At 63.4% G+C, this 21,272-nt stretch carries 16 protein-coding genes; 10 read left to right on the top strand and 6 right to left on the bottom strand.

The features are described 5' to 3' along the window. The first annotated feature begins 53 nt into the window (after positions 1–53). Entirely contained in the window at positions 54–2,093 is a 2,040-nt protein-coding gene (locus tag EOB80_RS13220) for an ABC transporter ATP-binding protein/permease (RefSeq protein ID WP_027040195.1), read from the top strand. A gap of 27 nt (positions 2,094–2,120) precedes the next feature. Here EOB80_RS13220 and EOB80_RS13215 read toward each other — a convergent pair whose 3' ends face one another. From EOB80_RS13215 to EOB80_RS13195, 5 genes are all read right to left on the bottom strand, one after another. Then, a complete protein-coding gene (locus EOB80_RS13215; RefSeq protein WP_127328011.1) occupies positions 2,121–3,635 on the bottom strand; it encodes a malonyl-CoA synthase in 1,515 nt (504 codons plus the stop codon). Between the two features lie 176 nt (positions 3,636–3,811). After that, on the bottom strand, positions 3,812–4,552 hold the full coding sequence (locus EOB80_RS13210; protein ID WP_127320269.1) for a GntR family transcriptional regulator: 741 nt from the start codon (positions 4,550–4,552) through the stop codon (positions 3,812–3,814). Positions 4,553–4,953: 401 nt separating this feature from the next. Next, positions 4,954–5,631, bottom strand: coding sequence for a ribulose-phosphate 3-epimerase (rpe, locus tag EOB80_RS13205; RefSeq protein ID WP_127271687.1), 678 nt, complete (start codon positions 5,629–5,631; stop codon positions 4,954–4,956). Between the two features lie 220 nt (positions 5,632–5,851). Then, positions 5,852–9,697, bottom strand: a complete 3,846-nt coding sequence (locus EOB80_RS13200) for a hypothetical protein (RefSeq protein WP_127328009.1) — start codon at positions 9,695–9,697, stop codon at positions 5,852–5,854. Positions 9,698–9,707: 10 nt separating this feature from the next. Then, positions 9,708–11,963 (bottom strand): hypothetical protein, encoded by a 2,256-nt coding sequence (locus tag EOB80_RS13195; protein WP_164762606.1) that lies wholly within the window; start codon positions 11,961–11,963, stop codon positions 9,708–9,710. Between the two features lie 213 nt (positions 11,964–12,176). On the opposite strand from EOB80_RS13195, the gene dnaK reads away from it, so the two are divergent. The 9 genes from dnaK to EOB80_RS13150 all read left to right on the top strand — a co-directional run bounded on the left by dnaK (position 12,177) and on the right by EOB80_RS13150 (position 20,073). Continuing rightward, positions 12,177–14,093, top strand: a complete 1,917-nt coding sequence (dnaK, locus tag EOB80_RS13190) for a molecular chaperone DnaK (RefSeq protein WP_023810872.1) — start codon at positions 12,177–12,179, stop codon at positions 14,091–14,093. A 212-nt stretch (positions 14,094–14,305) separates the two neighbouring features. After that, positions 14,306–15,436 carry a molecular chaperone DnaJ gene (gene dnaJ, locus EOB80_RS13185; RefSeq protein WP_013528587.1) on the top strand — a complete coding sequence of 377 codons (1,131 nt, stop codon included), beginning with the start codon at positions 14,306–14,308 and terminating at the stop codon, positions 15,434–15,436. A gap of 167 nt (positions 15,437–15,603) precedes the next feature. Further along, complete coding sequence (gene pmtA, locus EOB80_RS13180; RefSeq protein WP_023810874.1) at positions 15,604–16,209, top strand: phospholipid N-methyltransferase PmtA; 606 nt, start codon at positions 15,604–15,606, stop codon at positions 16,207–16,209. Positions 16,210–16,497: 288 nt separating this feature from the next. After that, a complete protein-coding gene (locus tag EOB80_RS13175) occupies positions 16,498–17,094 on the top strand; it encodes an NADPH-dependent FMN reductase (protein ID WP_127328006.1) in 597 nt (198 codons plus the stop codon). Then, entirely contained in the window at positions 17,091–17,804 is a 714-nt protein-coding gene (gene pyrF / locus EOB80_RS13170) for an orotidine-5'-phosphate decarboxylase (protein ID WP_164762605.1), read from the top strand. The genes EOB80_RS13175 and pyrF overlap by 4 nt, the downstream gene beginning before the upstream one ends. Positions 17,805–17,836: 32 nt before the next feature. Further along, complete coding sequence (locus tag EOB80_RS13165) at positions 17,837–18,124, top strand: DUF1330 domain-containing protein (protein WP_023762651.1); 288 nt, start codon at positions 17,837–17,839, stop codon at positions 18,122–18,124. A 715-nt stretch (positions 18,125–18,839) separates the two neighbouring features. Continuing rightward, positions 18,840–19,160: a helix-turn-helix domain-containing protein gene (locus tag EOB80_RS13160; protein WP_127321643.1), complete on the top strand. Its 321-nt coding sequence runs from the start codon at positions 18,840–18,842 to the stop codon at positions 19,158–19,160. Continuing rightward, on the top strand, positions 19,157–19,621 hold the full coding sequence (locus tag EOB80_RS13155; protein ID WP_127328004.1) for an SRPBCC family protein: 465 nt from the start codon (positions 19,157–19,159) through the stop codon (positions 19,619–19,621). The genes EOB80_RS13160 and EOB80_RS13155 overlap by 4 nt, the downstream gene beginning before the upstream one ends. Positions 19,622–19,662: 41 nt before the next feature. After that, entirely contained in the window at positions 19,663–20,073 is a 411-nt protein-coding gene (locus EOB80_RS13150) for a GFA family protein (RefSeq protein ID WP_127328002.1), read from the top strand. 43 nt (positions 20,074–20,116) lie between these two features. Here EOB80_RS13150 and EOB80_RS13145 read toward each other — a convergent pair whose 3' ends face one another. Continuing rightward, positions 20,117–21,190, bottom strand: coding sequence for a D-alanine:D-lactate ligase-like protein (locus EOB80_RS13145; protein ID WP_127328000.1), 1,074 nt, complete (start codon positions 21,188–21,190; stop codon positions 20,117–20,119). Positions 21,191–21,272 lie beyond the last annotated feature (82 nt).

The following is a 21,272-nucleotide window of genomic DNA, read 5'->3' as shown; positions in this document are numbered from 1 at the left end:
CAAGCCGGCTGACGTCATGAAACCTTTTGATTTTGAGGTCGTTGTCGGAGCGTATGTCCGAGGCGAAACCCAAATTGAAACAGGCCGACGGCATCAAACCGCGCGGTGCCTTGAAGCCGCCACAGAAAGCGCCGCGTGACCAAAGGCCACGCCACGAGGAGCTGCGCGAAAAAAAGCTGTCGAGTGCCGAAGCTGCCCCGGAGGTCGACGGCCAGCCGGGGCCACCGCCGGATGCTGTCGAGCCCGATCCGCAACTGACGCCCGAAGGGGCCGAGCAGGAGCGCAAGAAATATCTGCTGCGGCGTTTCTGGATCAGCGCGCGCGGTTACTGGAGCCGGCGCGGCGACCGGCTCGCCTGGCCATTGACGATCGGGGTGCTGCTGCTGATCTGCATCAATATCGGCTTCCAGTATGGCATCAATGTCTGGAACCGTTCGATGTTCGATGCCCTCGAGCAGCGCAACGCCCGCAGCGTCTATTTCCTCAGCGCCGTCTTCGTGCCGCTGGTAATCTGCAGCGGCAGCCTTGTCGTCGCGCAGGTCTACCTGCGCATGACGATCCAGCGCCGCTGGCGTTCCTGGCTGACCACCGCGGTCATCGCGCGCTGGCTGGCAGGCGGCCGCTACTACCAACTGAATCTCGTCGGCGGCGACCACCAGAACCCCGAGGCCCGCATGACCGAGGATCTGCGCATCGCCACCGAGTCGCCGGTCGATTTCATCGCCGGCGTCCTCAACGCGTTCCTGTCTGCCTCGACCTTCATCGTCGTGCTGTGGACCATCGGCGGCGCGCTCACTTTGCCGATCGGCGGCGAGAGCATCACCATCCCCGGCTTCCTGGTCATCACCGCGATGATCTATGCCGCCATCACCTCGACCGCGATGGTGGTCATCGGCCGCAATTTCGTCCAGCTCTCCGAGCGGAAGAACCAGGCGGAGGCCGAACTGCGCTACACGCTGACGCGCGTGCGCGAAAACGGCGAGAGCATCGCCTTGCTGGGCGGCGAGGAGGAGGAGCGCAGCGGCATCGACAGGAATTTCGGCCATGTGCTGAGGCAATGGGCGCTGCTGACGGGCCAGCACATGCGCACGGCGGCGGTGTCGCAGGGATCGAGCCTGTTTGCGCCGGTCGTGCCGATCCTGCTGTGCGCGCCAAAATTCCTCGAAGGCTCAATGACGCTTGGCGAGGTGATGCAGGCAGCGTCCGCCTTTGGCATCGTGCAAGGCGCGTTCGGATGGCTGGTCGACAACTACCCGCGTCTTGCCGACTGGAACGCCTCCGCGCGGCGCGTAGCTTCGCTGATGATGTCGCTCGACGGGCTCGAGCGTGCGGAGCAGAGCGATGCGCTTGGACGCATCCAGCACGGCGAAACCGACGACGGTGCCATGCTCAGCCTCGACGATCTCTCCGTGACGCTCGACGACGGCACCGCCGTGGTCAAGGAGACCGAGGTTGCGATCGAACCCGGTGAGCGGGTGCTGGTGGCCGGCGAATCCGGCTCGGGCAAGTCGACGCTGGTGCGGGCCGTCGCGGGCCTGTGGCCGTGGGGCGGCGGCAGCGTCAATTTCCACGCCGACAGGCGACTGTTCATGCTGCCGCAACGCCCCTACATCCCTTCGGGCACGCTTCGCCGCGCGGTCGCCTATCCCGCGGCGGCGGACAAGTGGACGATCAAACAGATCAAGGCCGCCCTCGACAAGGTCGGCCTCGCCTACCTTGTCGAAAGGATCAAGGAAGAAGCGCCATGGGACCAGACGCTGTCGGGCGGCGAAAAGCAGCGTCTCGCCTTCGCACGCCTGCTGCTGCACCGCCCCGATATCGTCGTGCTGGATGAAGCAACCTCGGCGCTCGACGAGAAGAGCCAGGACACCATGATGGCGACGGTGATCCGCGAATTGCCTGATGTCACCATCATCAGCGTGGCGCACCGGGCCGAGCTGGAAGCCTTCCACAGCCGCAAGATCACCCTGGAACGGCGCGAGGGCGGCGCCAAGCTTGTCAGCGACATCAACCTCGCCCCACGCAAGCGCAACCTGCTGAAGCGTGCCTTGTGGGGTTCCGGCAGCCGGGCCGAAAGGCCGCGCAAGGAGTAAGGAGCCCCTACCCCAGGCACCGCGCAACTATGGTGCGTATATGTCCTTGTAGGTATCGCGCAGCACGTTTTTCTGTACTTTGCCCATGGTGTTTCGCGGCAGTTCATCGACGAAGATCACCCGCTTCGGGTGCTTGTATTTCGCCACCCGCCCGGCGATGGCGCCGAGAATTTCGGCACCGGTGATCCGCGATGACGGCGCACGCACGACGACAGCGGTGACACCTTCGCCGAAATCCGGATGGACAACGCCGATGACGGCGCTTTCGCTAACCCCGTCGAGCGCGTCGATCTCGCTTTCGAGTTCCTTCGGATAGATGTTGTAGCCGCCCGATATGATCAGGTCCTTGCCGCGGCCGACAATGTGGACGTAGCCGTCGGCGTCGATCATACCGAGATCGCCGGTGATGAAAAAACCGTCGGCTCGGAATTCCGCCTTGGTCTTCTCCGGCATGCGCCAATAGCCGCCGAAGACGTTTGGGCCCTTCACCTCGATCATGCCGACCTCGCCCTGCGCAAGCGGTGCGCCGCTGTCTGGATCGGCGATGCGAAGCATGACGCCGGGCAAGGGGAAACCGACGGTACCGGCGCGCCGCTCGCCCTCATAGGGGTTCGAGGTGTTCATGTTGGTCTCGGTCATGCCGTAGCGTTCGAGGATCGCGTGGCCGGTGCGCTCGCGCCAGGACTTGTGCGTCTCGGCCAGCAGCGGCGCCGACCCGGAAATGAACACACGGATGTTTTTTGCCGCCTCATGGTCCAGCCCATCCTGCTGCAGCAGGCGCACGTAGAAGGTCGGCACGCCCATCAGGGCCGTGGCACGCGGCAGCAGCGAGACGATGCGGGCCGGATCGAACTTCTGCTCGAACAGCATCGAGGCGCCGGCCATCAGGACGACATTGGTGGCGACGAACAGGCCGTGCGTGTGGAAGATCGGCAATGCGTGGATCAGCACGTCGTCTCCAGTGAAACGCCAGTGCTCGACCAGCACGCGCGCGTTCGAAGCAAGATTCTCGTGGCCGAGCATGGCGCCTTTCGACCGGCCGGTGGTTCCCGACGTGTAGAGGATCGCCGCGAGGTCATCCGGCCCACGCGCCACGTCATGAAAATCCGTCGGCAGTCGCGAGGCCTGGTCGGTCAGCGATCCCCGGCCGTCGCGGCCGAGCGTGACGGTGACAGCGCCGGTCTTTTCCGCCAGCGCGCCGATGTCGGCAGCTCTTGCCGGATCGCAGACGACCAGGCGTGGTTCTGCGTCGCCGAAGAAATACTCCAGCTCAGCCAGCGTGTAGGCGGTGTTGAGCGGCAGGAAGACGGCGCCGGCTCGCAGGCAGGCGAGATAGAGCATGACCGCTTCCGGGCTCTTCTCGACCTGCACGGCAACGCGGTCACCGGGTTCGACATCGAGTTGCAGGAGCGCATGCGCAAGCTGCGCCGAGCGGGCCAGCATATCGCCATAGGTGAGCGAGCGGCCATCATCGGTTTCCATCAGCAAGCGCGCTGGCGCCGGCATCCGGGACCGGAACGCATCGAACAGATGATTGCTCATGAAGACTTCCCTGGGTGCGGCGGCGCTGAGCATGCGCCTGTCGCGGCATGCCTCGGCGGCGAGAGTTCGCGGTTCTTGGCCGCGCCGTCAAGCCTGCTGACAGCGGTTCACGCCAGCCGCGCTCGACGCGGATTGCGAGCAAGAAACGAGCGCAAGAGCCCGCCGGGAATCGGCTGTTATCGCCGAGCGCGTTTGCCGGCGAGTTCCTTCGTTTCGTCGTCCTGCTCGAAACGCTTCATGCACATGGCGGCAGTCAACTGGTAATGGTTGAGCAGTGCCTCGACGGCACCGTCGGCATTGCCGTCCAAGGCACATTCGGCGATCAGGCGATGCTCGCCGAAATCGTCGCGCTGGACACCCTCGCCATCATTGGCCATTTGCCGGTAGCGATAGGCGTGATCGGAGAGCTGGTCGCAAAACCCCACCAGCCATTGCGACCGGCAGGCCGAAATCAGCACCCTGTGGAAGATACGATGCAGCCTCTCCCAATCGGGATTGAGCGAAAAGAGATCCTGCGGAGACAGGCGTGACGCGCGTCCCAGGCGATGCAGCGCCAGCACGAGCTGTTCTTCCCATTCGGCGGTGCGGTGGGCGATGGATTCGCGAAGCGCCCGCTCCTCGAGCCAGCAGCGGGTGCGCGTCAGCTCCTCGAGTTCCGACGCACTGACCGGCATGATGAAGAAGCCGCGCTGATCGTGCCGGCCGAGAAGTCCTTCCGAGGCGAGGCGATTGAGAGCTTCGCGGACAGGCGAGGCGCCGGCTCCATATTTGGAGACCACCCATTCGACCCGCAGCTTGCTCTCGGCCTCAAGAACACCACCGAGAAGATCGTCCCGCAATTGCTGATAGACCGTACTGGCAAGCGTACTCTTCGGTCCCGCAGCGTCGTCGTTCAGATTGGCAGCTCCGTATGTCATAGCGACTCCTTGTCCCCAAGACTTGTCCTGGGCGATTCGAGTCCGAAAGCATTCGCCTTCTCGTACTTGTACCATACAGTGCGGGCATTCGCCTGCTCAAGCACAAGATCACGTTATTGTACTTTAGCACGAAGGAATATGCGGCATCTGGAGCTCAATGCTGTAATTCCGCGCATTTTCACAACCTGCGGGAACTTAACATGTTTTGTATGCACGCAGGAGAATCTGTTCTTTCTGTTCTTTTGTATGCGCGCCGGATCAACTGTCTGCTGTGAGGACCCTTGAGGCCGAATCAGGCAGCCGCTCCAGATCCGATGCCGTTGCGCATCAGACCATCACAAGCCTCGGCCGGTACCAGAACCTTAGCCGGCATGCCGGGCTGAACGCGGGAAAAGCGCTGGTTAGCCGGCTGCGTGGTCGGCTGCCGTCCTGATCGCCTGGATGTTCTGACGGTAAGCCTCGACGCTGCCGCCTTTGAAGATGGCGGCGCCCGCGACCAGCACGTCGGCGCCGGCAGCGGTGACCAGCGGCGCGGTTTCGGCTGAAACACCGCCGTCGATCTCGATGCGGATCGGCCGGCCGCCGATGAGGGCCTTGACCCGCTTCACCTTGTCGACGATCGCCGGGATGAAGGCCTGGCCGCCGAAGCCCGGATTGACGGTCATGATCAGGATCAGGTCGAGCCGGTCGAGCACATATTCGACCACGCTTTCCGGCGTCGCCGGATTGAGCGACACACCGGCCTTCTTGCCGAGGTTCCTGATGGTCTGCAGCGAGCGGTCAAGATGCGGGCCGGCTTCGGCATGGACGGTCAAACCGTCGCAGCCGGCCTCGGCGAAAGCGGCCAGATAGGGGTCGGCCGGGGCAATCATCAGATGGCAGTCGAAGAAGGCCTCGGTGCGGTTGCGGATCGCCTTGATCACCGGCGGGCCAAAGGTGATGTTGGGCACGAAATGCCCGTCCATCACATCGAGATGGATCCAGTCGGCGCCGGCCGCCGCCACCGCTTCGACCTCATCGCCGAGTTTGGAAAAATCCGACGCCAGCACCGACGGTGCAATCAGGGTCTTTCTGCTCATGGATGCGGCCTTTCCGAGTGCCCTTCACGTTCGGCCACTCTATCGACTGCCTAATGCGCTCCAGCCGACTTGTCGAGGGCACGGGCGCGGCGGCTGCACGGCCGGAGGTGGCGTTGCGGCGTCCGCGATCCTGTTGCAGCCAATTTCCGCTTGCCTCGGAGCCATAAGAAAACCCGCCGGATTGCTCCGGCGGGTTTCTGGTCTGGCGTCGAGCAGATCGTTATTGCTGCTGGAGCTTCAGGATTCTGTCTGGAACCGGATCCTGCTGCTGTTCGATCTGCGGCCTGCGCCGTGGCAGTACCTGCTGCAGCAGCAGGCCGGGGTTGAGCTCCAGCGACGGTTGCCCGCGGACCGCCCGGCAGTTCGGATAGCGTCCGATCGTACCTTCCGGGCAGCGCCGCCTGATGATCGGCTGGCACTGGCCGTTGATCATCTGCGAGCCCGGTGCGCATTCCACCTCTTGCCTGGGCTTGCGGCATGCGCCGTTGATCACCTGCGTCCCACGCGGACAGACACACTCGCCACGCTTGTTGTGGACCTGGCCGCGTATGTCGCATTGCTCCTGCGTCGGCTGCTTGCGCCGGCAGGCATTGCCCCGCACCTCGGTACCCCTCGGGCAGACACAATTGCCCTTTGCGTCATGGACCTGGCCACGGATCGTGCATTGCTCAGGCTTCGGCCGAATCGGGCGGCAGGCTCCGTTTCTGACCTCGGTACCCCTTGGGCAGACACAATCGCCGTCGGCGTCGTGAACCTGACCACGGATCGTGCACTGCTCGGGCTTTGGCCGCATCGGACGGCAGGCGCCATTGCGCACCTCGGTCCCTCTCGGGCAGACACAATCGCCATCGGCATCGTGGACCTGGCCACGGATCGTGCACTGCTCAGGCTTTGGCTGGATCGGGCGGCAGGCATTGCCCCTGATCTCCGTTCCCCTGGGGCAGACACAATCGCCATCGGCATTGTGGACCTGGCCACGGACGGTGCACTGCTCGGGCTTGTCGGTCCTGACACATCTGCCGTTCTCAAGCCCGGTTCCGCGTGGGCAGACGCAACGTCCGTCCTCGGTGCGGATCTGGCCTTCGAGCAGCACACAGCGCTTCGGCTGTTCCGGCTTCGGCACGATACCGCCGCCCGGCGAGCACTGGCCGTTGCGGTAGGTGGTGCCTTCCGGGCAGACGCAGCGGCCGGCATCGTTCATGACGAAGCCCTGCGAGCATTCCTTCTTCGTCTCCTGGCTGATGGTGAAGGGATGGCAGGCATAGGCCTTGCCGCGATCGCCCTGCACATTGGCCTGATCGCCGCCAAGCACGTCGCCACCGCCTTGCACCCGTGTGTCGGGAGAGAGCACGCCGACGCAGTTCTGGCCGCTGACATTGCCCTGCAGATTGGCCAGACGACCGTCGTCGGGAATGACCACGGTGACATGATGCACCCGGCTTTCGCCGGCGCCGAGCGACAAATTGGCAATGCAGGACGCAGGCAAGGTTGCCGGTGCCGGCGAGCAGCCGAAGGGCGGATCGATCGACGTGATCTCAACGCCTTCCAGCCTGCCGAGACCCTCCACGCCAATCGCATCGCCAATGCGGACCGGCCCGGAGAAGGCGGTCGCTCCGTCATTGGTGACGGTGATCTCGAACGAGCAGGGTTGGCCGAGCCTGCATTCGCGGTCGCCGGTCTTTTCGACACGGATGGTCGAGGCGCCGCCGCCCTTGGCGCAGGCCTGGCCAAAGGGATAGACGACGTCGTCGCCCGGTGCCGGCCCATAAGAGCCGCGCGCGCAGTTTTCGAACGCGCCATTGGCCGAAACCGTCACGTCGAAGTGGCGACTGGTTCCAGGTTTCATGACGGCACCGGGAATCTGGCACGACAGTGCGTTGGCCGGAACCGGTCCGCACGCCCATTCCGCGCCGTCAGGGGTGACGGTCTGGATCTGGACAGGCGCGCCGCCGGCCACCAGCGTGGCGGCATCGTTGACCCGCACCGGACCGGTGGGGGCAGCGGTGCCAAGGCTGATGACGGTGATGCGGCAAGAGATCAGCGCGGCACCGGCGAGCGAGCCGTTGCAGACCTTGGTGATGCGCAGGGTCGGCTTGCCGCCATTGGGATGGCGGAAGCGTTCCTTGGCGCAGGCCTTGTTGTTGGTGAGGTCGTTTTCGCCGGGGATGGGCTTCACCGTCGCGCAATTCTCGACAATGTCCGACTGATAGCCGGCCGGCATGACCGCCTTGACGACGATCGGCGTCGAGCCGCCCGGAGGCAGCGAGATCCCCGCATGGTCGCAGCGGAACAGGCCGGGACCTGTCGGTACGCAGGTCCATGGCGGGCTTGGGCCGAAGGTCGAGGAGGCCGGCGCGCCGGCCGGGTAGCTGTCGATCACCGTCAGCGGCCCGTTATAAGTCGATGTGCCGTTGTTGATGATGTCGATCACGAAGTGGCAGATGCCGTCGGCCGTGCAGACCGGGACGCGGGCACGCTTCTTCAGGATCAGGTCGACCTTCTTCTCGACCGGCGGCCGGCAGTCGCGGTCACGATCGCCACGCCGGCAGATCGGGATCGAGGCGCAGCCGCGATCGTTCGACTGGCTGCCGAACAGCGGCTTGCCGCTGGCGCCGTAATTATAGGTGGCGCAGTTACGCAAGACGCTGCCTTGCCAGCCTCCGGCCGGCTTGAAGCCGAGCTTGAGGTTGACGGAGGCCCCCGGATTGAGCGTGGTTACTGGGTAGGTGCAAATCATCGGGGTAGCGCCGGGTACGCAGACCCAGGGCGGATTGGGTCCTGAATCGAGCGTCGATCCGGCCGGCAGCGTCACCTCGTCGAGCACGATCTTGCCGTGGTAGGCACCGGTGCCGACATTGGTGACCCTGATGGTGAAGTCGCAGCCGCCACCCATCGAGCAACGCGTCACGTCGGCGCGTTTCTCGACCTTGAGGTCCGGCTCCTTGTCCTTGGGCGGGCACCTCTGGTCACGCGGGATGACGATGTCGATCGTCTGCGTGCAGCAAAGGCCCCAGCCTTCCTTCGGACCGGCATAGGTTTCGATGCCGGTGACGATGAGGTGGATGACGTCGCCGGGCGATGCGCCGACGATCTTCCAGTTGAGCACACCGCCGCCCGCCGGCACCAACTGGGTGTCGGGGATGATGGTGACGCCTGATGTGGTCGTCGACACCTGCACCCACTTGCCGCCCATCTCCGGGCCGACCGGCATGTGGTAGATGAAGGCGCCGCCGCCGGGCACGCAGTCCACCGTGCCGCGTTCCACCTTGAAGCATTCCCGGTCGGGAGGCGGTGGCCGCTTATCACAGTTGGTGAGGTCGATCTTGATCGAGGTCTTGGCCCCGGACTTGTAGTCGCCATCGTCGGGCTTGCCCGGATCCTGCGACGGGATAATGGTCCCGGGGCCGGCTCCGTTGCTGACCTTGATCACACCCTGGTTGTCGATCACGGTCGGCGAAGGAAACGCCGCATGGTCGATCTTGGCCGTGATCTGGAAGTTGATGACGCGTTCATTGGCGGCACCGGCGCCGTCGAGATCAGCGGCGGAGAGCCGGAAATTGGACACCGTTGCCGTGTCGTTCGGACCGGCCGAGGTGCTGATCGAAACGCCGGGCAATGGTCCGCCCGAAGCGTCCGTGCCGTCGCCCGACACATTCGCGCTGACGATCGAAAGGCCGTGTGGAAGCTGGTCCTTGAACTCGATCTTGAGCGTTTTCAGCAAGGCTGTCAGGTCGGCGAAGGCTTGCGCATCGCCGCGCAGGCCAAAGCTCAGGGAGTAGACGACATAGTCGCAGCTCCGCTGGGTGCCTTTCTTGGTGAAGAAGGGCACCGCCCGCTCCGGCCTCGGATTGACGATCTTCGAATTGTCGAGATCGAGCCTCAGTTCCGGGGTGATCGGGGCGGCGTCTTCCGCGTGGCTTGCCACAGGGGTGAACATGGCGACCGCGATACCGGCCGCCATCAGCCAGCGCGCGCCGCGCCTGGCGTATGACAGGGGTTTCATGATCGTCTCCATGACTGTGGATTGCGAGCTCGTCGTGAGCGGGGAGAGTGCGAGATTTTTCATCTTCCCCTCCTCAACGTTCGCAGCTGACGGCTGGGGTTCGGAGCGGCAAGATCATCTTGCAGCAAGGGTAGTAGCCACCCTTGTCCTTGTCGGACTTCCTGTAGAAGCAAAGTCCAACATCCACTCTGTCGCCCGGATAGTGGCCGGTGATGTCGACCGTGTAAGGCTTGCCGGGCGCATGCGACTGGGATGATGTCACCCCGACGCCTGGCGTCCTGGACTTTGTCTCATTGGAAGGTTGGGCCTTGATCGAATCGCCGCCGAAGCCGGCATGGTCATGGAGATAGAGATCGGCCTGGAGGCCGCGAGGCGTACAGTAATACCTGATATCCTCGACATCGATGCACGGAGGCAGGTTGCCGGGTGGTGGGAAATCCGGCGGGTAGAAGGGGGGCAGGTAGCCGCCCGGGATTTCCTCGTAATAGCCGGCGCGGCCCTCGCAAGGATGCCAGACGGCAACGTCGCCGACATGGCCCTCGACCTCCGGATCTTCGAAATAACCGTCGAAGTCGACGAACCAGGAGCCGAAGGGCGGCACGTTGGCCGGCTTGACCAGCTCTTTCGGCGTGATCTGGACGCCATGCACGGCCAGCGGCCCGCCGGCGGCGAGCCGTTCGGCGAGTGAAGGATTGTCGCGCAGCTTGTCGCCTGACTTGACCAGCGTCTGCGTGCAGACCGATGTGTCGAGATTGCCGTCGGAATCATAACCATATTGCAGGTCGAGACCGCCGGCGGCCTGCCGGTTGCCCTGCGGGAAACCGACCGCATATTCCTGCGGCACTTCGACCCAGACCGATTCCGTCTCCGGATCGTCCGGGTTCTCTCGGAAGTAGCGGATGACCTCGCCTTTGCCGGAATCGGCGAATTGGCTGTAATCGTAGCGGTTCTCGACTGGGCCGCGCTGGGCCAGGTACATGAAGCCGCTATTGTCGAAGGCGATGTCGGTGACGGCGTAGTCCTTGTCGGCCTTGACCGTCAGTTCCCAGCGCGGGTCGCCGACAAAACTGCCGTCGCGGGCGATGCCCACCGACCAGATTTCCGACTTTTCGCCGACCGAGTAGTAGAGCCGGCCGCCATGGTAGGAGACGCCCCAGACGCGGCGCTCGTCCTGCGTGTAGCCCCAGCTGTCGGGGTCTTCGCTGTCGAAGGTCGCTCCCTTTATGTCCATCACCGAACCGTCGTCGGCGACTGGAGCAAGCCCATGCGCGGGACGGCCGGCAACGCCGTGATCGAAGCTGTCGATCAGCCTGCCTTCGGCATCGATGCGATGGATCAGGCCGGTATCGAGATCGGACGCGAAGAACTCGCGGTGAGTGGCGTCGAAAGTGAGATTGCCGATGCCGGGACCGCTGTTGGTGTCGATGTCGGCGAATTTGGAGACCTGGCCGGTGATGCCGTCGATCTTCCAGACGGTGCCCGGCCCGCCGCCGTTTTCGGTGCCGAACTGGCCATCCATGAAGATGGCGCCGGCAGCGCCGCGGCGCTGCCGCTCGGGGCGGCCGTCATCGTCGGCGTCCGGGGTGACGATACGGATGCCGTGCAGCGAGGTGGCGCCGGCATAGAGATTGGGAATGCCCGTCGGAACGCCGTCGCGCACGCCGTCATCGTAGGTGACGCCGAACACCTGGCCGACCTGCTCCGCCGTCACCTCGAAGGGCGGTGGCGTGTTGACGAGCTGGCCGGTGGCTGGTCCGCCCAGTTGCGAGACGTCGAAGACGCGCAAGGTGGCGCGCGTGGTGTCGATGAAGGTTTCGTCGACCGGATCGACGCCGGGCGGCAGTCCCTCTTTTTCGGAATCAGGGGGGTCGAAATTGGGAATGATGGTGCCGGAAAATCCGGTCACCGCCATCGAACCGGGATAAATGATCCGGGTTTCCTGCGCCTGCGCGGCGCCCAGCCACAGGCCGAGTGCCAGCAACCCGCCTGGATGCGCAGCGCGGCGCAAGCCGCCAGCAAGAGACGACACGAACGAGCCGCGGATGCGAGACATGACACTACCCCCCGTAGTCGACGGGAGAACGTCGGGTCTGGCCGCGCAAATCAGGGCAAGGCGCGGCGGTCCGGCTCGTTCTTCCCTGATCGAATTGTCTGCTTTCCTCAAGATGACGATACGCCTGCTCTTACGCAGGGTCAACGGAATCAACAGAAAGCCCAGCGCATCGACCTCGTCCCGAAGGCGGTGGTCGCGCCGAGCTCCTGTTGTTCCCGGAGACCTGGGAGTCTCTGGGTTATTGGTCATGGGGGCTTCCTTTCCGGGCCGCACCATGCGGCACCTGGAGATCAGTCGCAGGCGGAGGTGGAAAGGTTCATGGAAGCCTTGCGCAGAATGCTTGCGCGCGATGCCGCCTGTTCTTATATACGCGCCAAGCCGTTCGGCGCCGGAATGCCGGTTGCCGGAACGGGATTTCTTGTGAACAGGGGCTTTCGTCGGAACGCCTGTACGGGTCCTGATAGCCTGCTTAGCGGAGAGACTAGAAAAATGGCAAAAGTAATCGGTATCGATCTCGGCACCACCAACTCGTGTATCGCCATCATGGATGGCAAGGAGCCCAAGGTGATCGAGAATGCGGAAGGCGCGCGCACGACGCCTTCCATCGTCGCCATTTCGGGCGACGACGAACGTCTGGTCGGCCAGCCGGCCAAGCGCCAGGCGGTCACCAATCCTGAAAACACCATCTTCGCGGTCAAGCGCCTGATCGGCCGCCGCTATGACGATCCGGTGACGGAGAAGGACAAGAAGCTTGTCCCCTACAAGATCGTTAAGGGCGACAATGGCGATGCCTGGGTCGAAGCCGGCGGCAGGAAGCAGTCGCCCTCGCAGATCTCGGCCATGATCCTGCAGAAGATGAAGGAGACGGCGGAAGCCTATCTCGGCGAGAAGGTCGAGAAGGCGGTCATCACCGTTCCAGCCTATTTCAACGACGCCCAGCGCCAGGCGACCAAGGACGCCGGCAAGATCGCCGGCCTTGAAGTGCTGCGCATCATCAACGAGCCGACCGCGGCAGCGCTTGCCTATGGCCTCGACAAGAAGGAAGGCAAGACCATTGCCGTCTATGACCTTGGCGGCGGCACGTTCGACATTTCGGTGCTCGAAATCGGCGACGGCGTGTTCGAGGTCAAGTCGACCAATGGCGACACCTTCCTCGGCGGCGAGGATTTCGACATGCGCCTGGTCGAATATCTGGCGGCCGAGTTCAAGAAGGAACAGGGCATCGACCTGAAGAACGACAAGCTTGCCCTGCAGCGCCTCAAGGAGGCGGCTGAAAAGGCCAAGATCGAGCTGTCGTCGACCACCCAGACCGAAATCAACCTGCCCTTCATCACCGCCGACGCGACCGGGCCGAAGCACCTGACGCTGAAGCTGACGCGCGCCAAGTTCGAGCAGCTGGTCGACGACCTGGTCCAGCGCACGATTGCCCCTTGCAAGGCGGCTCTCAAGGATGCCGGCCTGAAGGCCGGCGAGATCGACGAAGTCGTCCTGGTCGGCGGCATGACCCGCATGCCCAAGATCCAGGAGATCGTGAAGCAGTTCTTCGGCAAGGAGCCGCACAAGGGCGTCAATCCGGATGAAGTCGTCGCTCTCGGCGCCGCCATCCAGGCCGGCGTGCTGCAGGGCGACGTCAAGGACGTGCTGTTGCTCGACGTGACGCCGCTGTCGCTCGGCATCGAGACGCTGGGTGGCGTGTTCACCCGCCTGATCGAACGCAACACGACGATCCCGACCAAGAAGAGCCAGGTGTTCTCGACGGCCGAGGACTCACAGTCGGCCGTGACCATCCGGGTCTTCCAGGGTGAGCGTGAAATGGCCGCCGACAACAAGGCGCTCGGCCAGTTCGACCTGGTCGGCATCCCGCCGGCGCCGCGCGGCGTGCCACAGATCGAGGTCACCTTCGACATCGACGCCAACGGCATCGTCAACGTTTCGGCCAAGGACAAGGGTACCGGCAAGGAGCACCAGATCCGCATCCAGGCATCGGGCGGTCTTTCGGACGCCGACATCGAGAAGATGGTCAAGGACGCCGAGGCCAACGCCGAGACCGACAAGAAGCGGCGGGCGCTGGTCGAGGCCCGCAACCAGGCCGAAGCGCTGCTGCATTCCTCGGAGAAGTCGCTGAAGGAATATGGCGACAAGGTTTCGGAAGGCGAGCGCACGGCGATCTCCGACGCGATCGCGGCGCTGAAGACCGCGACCGAAGGCGACGACCCGGCCGACATCGAAGCCAAGAGCCAGGCGCTTGCCGAGGCTTCGATGAAGCTTGGCCAAGCCATGTACGAGGCTTCGCAGAAGGAAGCGGCGGAAGCCGACGCCAAGGCGGATGCCGCCAAGGACAGTGACGTTGTCGACGCCGATTTCGAGGAAATCGACGAGGATGACGACAAGAAGAAGTCGGCCTGAACCGTTTGACGGCAAGATAAGGCGAAAAGCCCGGCGAAGGCCGGGCTTTTTTGCAACCCCTTGCAGAAAAACAGCGGGCCTTGCTGAAAAAATGCAGGCAAAGCCGCGTCGACACTGGCATCCCCCTTCCATCGCACCTAAATCGAAGCGTCAGTGCCGGCAAGAGACGCAACAATGCTTCAAGACGTTGAGCATCCGGACAGCGGGAAAAAATGAAAGCTGATTTCTACGAGACGCTGGGCGTCCAAAAAGGCGCCGACGAGAAGGAGCTCAAGAGCGCTTTCCGCAAGCTCGCCATGCAGTTCCATCCCGACCGCAACCCCGGCGATCATTCCTGCGAGCACAAGTTCAAGGAAATCAACGAAGCCTACGAGACGCTGAAAGACCCGCAGAAGCGCGCGGCCTACGACCGCTTCGGCCACGCCGCCTTCGAACAGGGCGGCATGAATGGCGGCGCGCAAGGCTTTGGCGCCGGCGGTTTCGCCGACATCTTCGAGGACATTTTCGGCGACATGATGGGCGGGCGCCAGCGCCGTTCGTCGGGCGGCCGCGAGCGCGGCGCCGACCTGCGCTACAACATGGAAATCACCCTGGAAGAGGCTTTTGCCGGCAAGACCGCGCAGATCCGGGTGCCGGCGTCGATCTCCTGCTCTGAATGTTCGGGCAGCGGCGCCAAGCCCGGTACCCAGCCCGTCACCTGCTCGATGTGCAACGGCCACGGCAAGGTGCGCGCCACGCAAGGCTTCTTCTCGATCGAGCGGACCTGCCCGCAATGCCAGGGGCGCGGCCAGACAATCAAGGATCCGTGCCCGAAATGCGCCGGCCAGGGCCGCGTCACCGAGGAGCGTTCGCTGTCGGTCAACATCCCGGCCGGCATCGAGGACGGCACCCGCATCCGCCTTGCCAATGAGGGCGAAGCCGGCCTGCGCGGCGGGCCATCGGGCGACCTCTATATTTTCCTGGCGGTCAAACCGCACGAGTTCTTCCAACGCGACGGCGCCGACCTGTATTGCAAGGTGCCGATCTCGATGACGACGGCCGCCCTTGGCGGCTCCTTCGAGGTGACGACGCTGGACGGCACGCAGACAAAGGTCAAGGTGACCGAGGGCACGCAGAACGGGCGCCAGTTCCGTCTCAAAGGCAAGGGCATGCCTGTGCTGCGTCAGCCCAATGTCGGCGACCTCTACATCCAGACCGCGGTCGAGACGCCGCAGAACCTGACCCGCCGCCAGCGTGAGCTGCTGGAGGAGTTCGAACAGCTCTCCTCGCAGGACAATTCGCCCCAATCGAGCGGCTTTTTTGCCCGCATGAAGGATTTTTTCGAGTCCTTTGGCGAACGTTGATGCACTTTGGCCAGCCTAAGCCGATTTGCAACGCGTAAATCCTTGAATCGCGTCACCCCTTGAGACGCGACGAAAATTATCTTATCCACGACATGCGTCCGGCCGCGCCTTGCCTAGCACCGCTCAGGTGCTAAGTAACTTTGCGGGGAGCGCTGAGGAGAGCTTGCATGACACGTGGCCCTGGACTGCGGAAGGCGCTTGTCGAAAAGTTCGACGACGAACTCAAATTCTTCAAGGGCTGGATCGACAAGCCGAAGGCGGTTGGATCGATCGTGCCCACCAGTTCGGTCACCGCGCGCAAAATGGCCTCGATCGTCAATCCTAAATCCGGCCTGCCGGTGCTTGAGGTCGGCCCCGGTACCGGCGTGATCACCCGCGCCATCCTCGCTCAGGGCGTGCGGCCCGAAAACCTCTACGCAGTCGAGTATTCCGCGGATTTCGTCCGTCATCTGCGGCGGCTCTATCCCGGCGTCAACGTCATCGAGGGCGATGCCTTCAATCTCAACGCCACGCTTGGCGACAAGAGCGGGATGATCTTCGATTCCGTCGTTTCCGGCGTGCCGCTGCTCAACTTCCCAGTCGCCCAGCGCATTGCCTATATCGAGAGCCTGCTCGACCGCATCCCGGCCGGACGGCCGATCGTGCAGCTGACCTACGGCCCGATGTCGCCGATTCCGGCCGGCCGTGGCAATTATACGGTCAAGCATTTCGATTTCATCCTCCGCAACATCCCGCCGACGCAGCTGTGGATCTACCGGCGCGAGGCGCATTAGTTTCTCGGAGCGGAACCGCTCGGCGACTCGCGCAAACTCTATGACTTCGTTATCCACGGGCGGAGCAAGGAGCGCAGCGACGCAGCGCAGACGCGAGGATCCATGCCGCGACTTCCGAGTGCACGCCACGGCGCAGAGTTCTGTTCCGCCGCACTCTACGGTCAAGGTCACGGAATGGATTCCAGGGTCTCCACGACGGAGCTTCGCTCCTGCTTCGCCCAGGGATGACGAAGTTGGCGTTGATTTGCTCGGTCCTTGGCTGTACCTGTCCGGGAGCAAGGGTGGCCAATGGCAGTGATCCCGAAAATCCTCGTCTTCGCCGGCTCGGTGCGCAGCGGCGCCTATAGCGGCAGGACGGCCGACGTGGCGCAGAAGGAACTTGCCATGCAAGGCGCCGAGGTGACCCGCATCTCGCTCGCGGATTATCCCTTGCCGATCATGGACGAGGACCTGGAAAAGGAAAAAGGCGTTCCCGAAAACGCCCAGAAACTCGGCCGGCTGGTGACCGCCCATGACGGGCTGCTGATCGCCACGCCCGAATATAACGGCTCCATTCCGCCGCTGCTCAAGAACACGATCGACTGGGTGAGCCGGGTGCGCAGGGATGGCGGCCGGCCGGTGAGGCCACTTGCCGGCAAGGTCGTTGGCCTCTGTTCGTCCTCCAGCGGGCACTTTGCCGGCATCCGCTGCATCAACCATCTGCGCGCCGTGTTGGTGCGCTGCCAGATGGAGGTGGTGACGCCGGAATGCTCGGTGCCCGAGGGTGGCAACGCCTTCGACGAGGACGGCAATTTCCGTGACGAAAGACTGTACAAATCGATGGAGCATCTATGCCGCACGCTGATCGAAACCTCGCGCATGCTGTCCACCCGGATAGAGACATGATTGCCAGCACCTTGCAGGCCCAATCCATGCAGGAAAGGCTTATCGTCGGCCTCGACGTGCCGACAGTGAGAGAAGCCGAGCAGGCGGTGCGCGAACTCGACGGCGTCGTCTCCTTCTACAAGATCGGCTACCAGCTTGCCTTCGCCGGCGGGCTCGATTTCGCCAGGGAACTGACCAGCGGCGGCACCAAGGTCTTCCTCGACATGAAGCTGCTCGACATCGACCACACAGTGGCCAAGGGCGTCGAGAACATCGTCAAGATGGGCATGACCATGCTGACCATCCACGCCTATCCGAAGGCTATGCAGGCCGCCGTAGAGGCGGCCAGAGGCAGCGACCTTTGCCTGCTTGCCGTCAGCGTGCTGACCTCGATGGACGAGCAGGACATGATCGATGTCGGTTACGAGTACGACCCGCATACGCTGGTGCTGCGGCGCTCGGAACAGGCGCTGCATGCCGGCATGGGCGGCATCGTCTGCTCGGCCGCGGAGGCCGAGGCGGTGCGCCGCATCGTGGGACCCGACATGGCGGTGGTGACGCCCGGCATCCGGCCGGCCGGCAGCGACCATGGCGACCAGAAGCGCGTCGTGACGCCGGGCCAGGCGATCCGCAACGGCGCCAGCCACCTCGTCGTCGGCCGGCCGATCATTGCTGCGGCCAACAAACGGGAAGCGGCCGAAGCCATCCTCGACGAGATGCGCTCGGCCTGAGATTTCCAAGAATAACTTCGGAGACCAAGAAAATGCCCAAGGGATACTGGATCGCCCGTGTCGATGTGCGCGACGCGGAAGGCTACAAGGACTATGTCGCCGCCGCCAAGCCTGCCTTCGAGCGCTTCGGTGCGAAGTTCCTGGCGCGCGGCGGCGAGCATGAAAAGGCCGAAGGCCCCGGCCGGGCACGCAACGTCATCATAGAGTTCGAATCGCTTGCCGCCGCGCATGATTGCTACCATTCGCCGGAATACCAGCGCGCCGTCGCCATCCGTCAGAAGGTCGCCGACGGCGAAATCGTTCTGGTCGAGGGCGCCTGAGGTCTGCCGATATCCGATGTCGCCGGAGATCATGCTCAAGACCGGATAGAGCCTGACGGTGCTTCAGACGAAGCCCCTTGCACGCTGACTCCCCCTATATTTGTCCGCGTTCGTTTCACCATCCTGCACGAGGGCCACGGCCAGCATGGGCAATTGGTTCATCGCCTCGTGTAAATGTGCAGAAACATAAAAAACATCGCAACCACCGATGCGATAAAACTTAAGAATAACCTTCTCCTCTCTTTCGGATCAGACGGGTAATTCCACAACCCTCCTTTCCGAGGCTTAAATATCTCGACGAGAGGAACAGAAAACGCGATAGCGAAGGCAATTATAAGAAAAATGTTGTCGTGTATTTCGATTAGCAAACTGCTCTGCACCTCTCGATGCCCCTTCGGTTGTCAACGATTAGAAAATAACCCAATGGCACTAAGGGCAAAAGCACCGATTTGAAGACACTCGAATAAATATTCCCACCAAACCTGCAATGCGCGTTCGATGCCCATCGAATGTTGATGCATCTAAGTGATGCACAATCCCCACGGACGGCCGCGCCGTGAGTGGCATCAGCGGATGCCTTGCCGGCGAGCGGCCATCCAGCAACTGACTGCCAACTCTCAACAGCCTTTGAGTTCTCCTTTGCAGTGCGGGGTAGTTGGTGGATTGACATGCAGGTATTTACCTGCATATTGTGCCTTATAACAGAGTGAGGCAGATGGACGCCGACAAGGTTTTCAAAGCGCTGGGCGACCCGACACGCAGAAGGCTGCTCGACCTTCTGTGCGAGCAGAACGGGCAGACGCTCAGTCAGCTTTGCGACCATCTGGACATGGCCAGGCAATCCGCCACCCAGCACCTCGACCTGCTGGAGGCGGCCAATCTGGTGAGCACGGTCAAGCGCGGCCGCGAGAAGCTGCATTTCATCAATCCCGTGCCGCTGCACGAAGTCTACGAGCGCTGGGTACGGAAATTCGAACGGCAGCGGCTCAGCCTGCTGCACGACCTGAAGCAAGAACTCGAAGGAGAAGACCGATGACCAGGGAAACGACCAGCTTTGTCTACGTGACCTATATCCGCTCGACGCCGCAGAAGGTGTTCGAGGCCATAATCAAGCCCGAGATCGCGAAGCGCTACTGGGGCCACGAAAACGTCTCCGAATGGACGCCGGGCTCGAAATGGGAGCACATCCGCGCCAATGACGAACGGACCGTCGAACTCGTCGGCAAGGTCGTCGAGATTTCGCCGCCGACCCGCCTCGTCATCACCTGGGCGAACGCTTCGCAGGCGGACGATCCGTCGAAAACCAGCCGGGTGACGTTCGCCATCGAGGAATACGACACCATGGTGCGGCTGACCGTCAGCCATGACGAGCTCGAATCCGGCAGCGGCATGGCGAAGGGCGTCAGCCAGGGTTGGCCGGCGGTGCTGTCCAGCCTGAAATCTTTCCTCGAAACCGGCAGCGGCATCGACATTTTCGCCAAGCCGAAATGGGCCTGATGCTGCGACCTCAAGCAGAAACAGACCCGTGGAGAATGGCAATGACCAAACGCTTTACCGGCGGCTGCGCATGCGGCGCGATCCGCTACGAAACCAATGACGAGCCGATCTTCCAGAACCACTGCCAGTGCAGCGATTGCCAGAAGCGCTCAGGCACCGGCCACGGATCCTACCTGACCTTCGGCCAACGTGCCGATATGGCCATCACCGGGGAGGTGAGCACCTGGCGCGTGGCGGGCGCCAGCGGCAACGAAAAAATCCACACCTTCTGTCCAACCTGCGGAACGCCGGTCTTTCTGATACCCGTCGCCATGCCCGAGCTGATAGTGGTGCACGCGGCCAGCCTCGACGATCCCGAACAGTTCAGCCCGCAGATGGTGACCTACACGAGCCACGGCCATGCCTGGGACAAGATGGATCCGTCCTTGCAGGCGGTCGAGCGAATGCCGTAGTGGAACGCGTCCGCCGGTCGGCCCGCGATCTGCCGTCGCGCCTTCAGGCGCGATGCTCTTGGCCGATCAGCCGGCTCGCCGCGGTTTCGGCCATGGCATCGGCCAGCTCAAGACCCCATTGCTGGCGGCAATAGGCGCGAAAATCGAAGCAGGGCAGGCCGGGGCAGACCTCGAACTCGATAAGGTGGACGGTGTCGTCGGCCTCGACCCTGAGATCGATCGAAAACACGTCGCGCAGGCCGAGCCCGCTGATCAGCCGCCCGGCGATCGCGCGAATCCTTGCGTCGGCAGCCTGCTGGCCGTCGGCAACCGCGACGAGTTCCGGTTCGGCATAGTGTCCAGCCGCTTTCGCCGCCTCGCCAGTGTCGCCGTAGAGCGCCAGGCTGTCGGCCATGGTCTGGAAATCGGCGCCTGAATCGACAAAGGCCACGCCAAGCGCTTCGACCCCGGCGCCTGGCACCAGGCCGAGGAAACTGGCGCGCACGTTGCGGCCGGCGACATAGGGCTGGACGACGACATCGTCGCGATAGGCCGAAAAGACGCGCCGGCTAAGCTCCAGCGCATGGCCGAGGTCGGCCACACGCGAGTCCGGCCAGATGCCGATCTTGGCGCCGAGCCGGTTGGGCTTGACGAACCAGCCGGCGGGCGAGGCCGGCGGCTCGACCAGCCATTGGCCGTCGCGCGCGAGCCCGGCCTGCGGCACCGGCAGGCCGAGCGCGCCGAGCACGGCTCCGGAGCGGAACTTGTCCTGGCAGAGCGCGAACAGCGCATCGTCGGCGCCTATCGTCTTGAAACCGCCCAGTCGCGCCAGAGCGGGCGCCGCGCCGCCGCGAAAATAGGCAATGCCGTCGGTCAGCGTCCAGACCAGCGTTGTGCTGGGATGCTCACCGGCGAGGACGCTTGCGGCGTCGTCCAGCGCCACTGGCGCAAACGACAGGCCGCGTGCCTGGCAGGCGCGGTCAAGCGCCTCGAATTCAGGAGCGAGATCGGTCGACTGCGCCAGATAGGACGCAATTTCGCCGGCACGCTGCGGCGCATGACCGTCGGCGACCAGACGGTCGAAACAAGCCTTCTCCGGCTCATGGACGAGGATCAGTCTTGGCTTGCGGCTCGACATGAGATGAACGATTCCGGCAGTAGGATTGCCTACCATCGCATGGTCGAGGCGTCAGGCTCTCGCGAAACCGACACGGCGCGGG

Origin of the sequence: Mesorhizobium sp. M7A.F.Ca.MR.245.00.0.0 (assembly GCF_003997415.1) — a bacterium.
Taxonomy (GTDB): domain Bacteria; phylum Pseudomonadota; class Alphaproteobacteria; order Rhizobiales; family Rhizobiaceae; genus Mesorhizobium.
The sequence above is the reverse complement of the archived record's forward strand: the minus strand, read 5'-3'. Positions and strand labels throughout refer to the sequence as shown.

What these genes read in the sequence shown, in the direction of transcription:
- EOB80_RS13175 (WP_127328006.1), top strand. Translation starts at nt 16,498, where the DNA reads ATGGCAGTGATCCCGAAAATCCTCGTCTTCGCCGGCTCGGTGCGCAGC.
- rpe (WP_127271687.1), bottom strand. Translation starts at nt 5,631, where the DNA reads ATGAGCAGAAAGACCCTGATTGCACCGTCGGTGCTGGCGTCGGATTTT.
- EOB80_RS13150 (WP_127328002.1), top strand. Translation starts at nt 19,663, where the DNA reads ATGACCAAACGCTTTACCGGCGGCTGCGCATGCGGCGCGATCCGCTAC.
- EOB80_RS13165 (WP_023762651.1), top strand. Translation starts at nt 17,837, where the DNA reads ATGCCCAAGGGATACTGGATCGCCCGTGTCGATGTGCGCGACGCGGAA.
- EOB80_RS13210 (WP_127320269.1), bottom strand. Translation starts at nt 4,552, where the DNA reads ATGACATACGGAGCTGCCAATCTGAACGACGACGCTGCGGGACCGAAG.
- pyrF (WP_164762605.1), top strand. Translation starts at nt 17,091, where the DNA reads ATGATTGCCAGCACCTTGCAGGCCCAATCCATGCAGGAAAGGCTTATC.
- EOB80_RS13200 (WP_127328009.1), bottom strand. Translation starts at nt 9,697, where the DNA reads ATGAAAAATCTCGCACTCTCCCCGCTCACGACGAGCTCGCAATCCACA.
- EOB80_RS13155 (WP_127328004.1), top strand. Translation starts at nt 19,157, where the DNA reads ATGACCAGGGAAACGACCAGCTTTGTCTACGTGACCTATATCCGCTCG.
- dnaJ (WP_013528587.1), top strand. Translation starts at nt 14,306, where the DNA reads ATGAAAGCTGATTTCTACGAGACGCTGGGCGTCCAAAAAGGCGCCGAC.
- EOB80_RS13145 (WP_127328000.1), bottom strand. Translation starts at nt 21,190, where the DNA reads ATGTCGAGCCGCAAGCCAAGACTGATCCTCGTCCATGAGCCGGAGAAG.
- EOB80_RS13195 (WP_164762606.1), bottom strand. Translation starts at nt 11,963, where the DNA reads ATGGTGCGGCCCGGAAAGGAAGCCCCCATGACCAATAACCCAGAGACT.
- pmtA (WP_023810874.1), top strand. Translation starts at nt 15,604, where the DNA reads ATGACACGTGGCCCTGGACTGCGGAAGGCGCTTGTCGAAAAGTTCGAC.
- EOB80_RS13215 (WP_127328011.1), bottom strand. Translation starts at nt 3,635, where the DNA reads ATGAGCAATCATCTGTTCGATGCGTTCCGGTCCCGGATGCCGGCGCCA.
- EOB80_RS13160 (WP_127321643.1), top strand. Translation starts at nt 18,840, where the DNA reads ATGGACGCCGACAAGGTTTTCAAAGCGCTGGGCGACCCGACACGCAGA.
- dnaK (WP_023810872.1), top strand. Translation starts at nt 12,177, where the DNA reads ATGGCAAAAGTAATCGGTATCGATCTCGGCACCACCAACTCGTGTATC.
- EOB80_RS13220 (WP_027040195.1), top strand. Translation starts at nt 54, where the DNA reads ATGTCCGAGGCGAAACCCAAATTGAAACAGGCCGACGGCATCAAACCG.